This window comes from Rhodococcus phenolicus (genome assembly GCF_001646785.1).
GTDB classification, from domain to species: Bacteria; Actinomycetota; Actinomycetes; order Mycobacteriales; family Mycobacteriaceae; genus Rhodococcus; species Rhodococcus phenolicus.
This window is the reverse complement of the sequence record NZ_LRRH01000215.1, coordinates 1-833: the sequence shown is the minus strand read 5'-3', so window position 1 is coordinate 833 and position 833 is coordinate 1. Positions and strand designations below refer to the sequence as shown.

General features: G+C 64.1%; 1 protein-coding gene. It reads left to right on the top strand.

Annotated features, from left to right (window positions below; translation table 11 throughout):
- On the top strand, positions 1–833 hold an 833-nt coding region (locus tag A8G15_RS28970), incomplete at both ends, for an amino acid permease (RefSeq protein ID WP_156665633.1).

Here is an 833-nt window from a genome sequence, read left to right as displayed (position 1 = left end):
TCGGTCAACTACATCTCGTGGACGGCGCTGGCGTTGATGACAGTGTCGTCGGTGGCGAGCCTGCGGCCGGCGCCGACCATGGCGGTGTACGGACTGGCGTGCGTGTTCCTGTATGTGCTTCCGGCGATCGTGTTCCTGATTCCGACCGCACTGGTTTCCGCGGAACTGGCGTCGGGATGGTCCGGCGGCGTCTATCGATGGGTGACCGAGGGAATCTCGCCGAACATGGGTTTCGCCGCGGCGTGGCACCAGTTCGCGATGACGATCTTCTACTACCCGACCCTGCTGTCGTTCGTCGCGAGCACGCTCGCGTACGTGATCAACCCGAGTCTGGCCGCAAACGGCGTCTTCACCGCGGTCGTGATCATCGTCGTGTACTGGGCCGGTGTGCTTCTGGCGCTACGCGGCGGGATCGGTGTGATCGCGAAACTGGCGTCGAGCGGTGTGCTGATCGGCACGCTCATCCCCGGCGCGTTGCTCGTCGTTCTCGGCATCATCTTTCTCCTGCAAGGGAATCCGAGTGCGGCTCCGATGGACGCGGGAAGTCTGTTGCCGGCCTGGACCGGTATCGCCAGCATCGTGCTGATCGTGAGCAACTTCGGCGCCTACTCCGGCATGGAGATGAACGCCGTGCACGTCACCGAACTGAAGAACCCCGCCAAACAGTTCCCGAGGGCGATGTTCCTGGCCGTGATCCTCGTGCTGGTCATCCTGATCCTGCCGCCGCTGGCGATCTCGTGGGTCGTGCCGTCGCAGGAGATCAGCCTGACCGCGGGCGTGATGCAGGCCGTCTCGGTGATATTCGGGCACTTCGGGCTCGGGTGGTTGGTGCC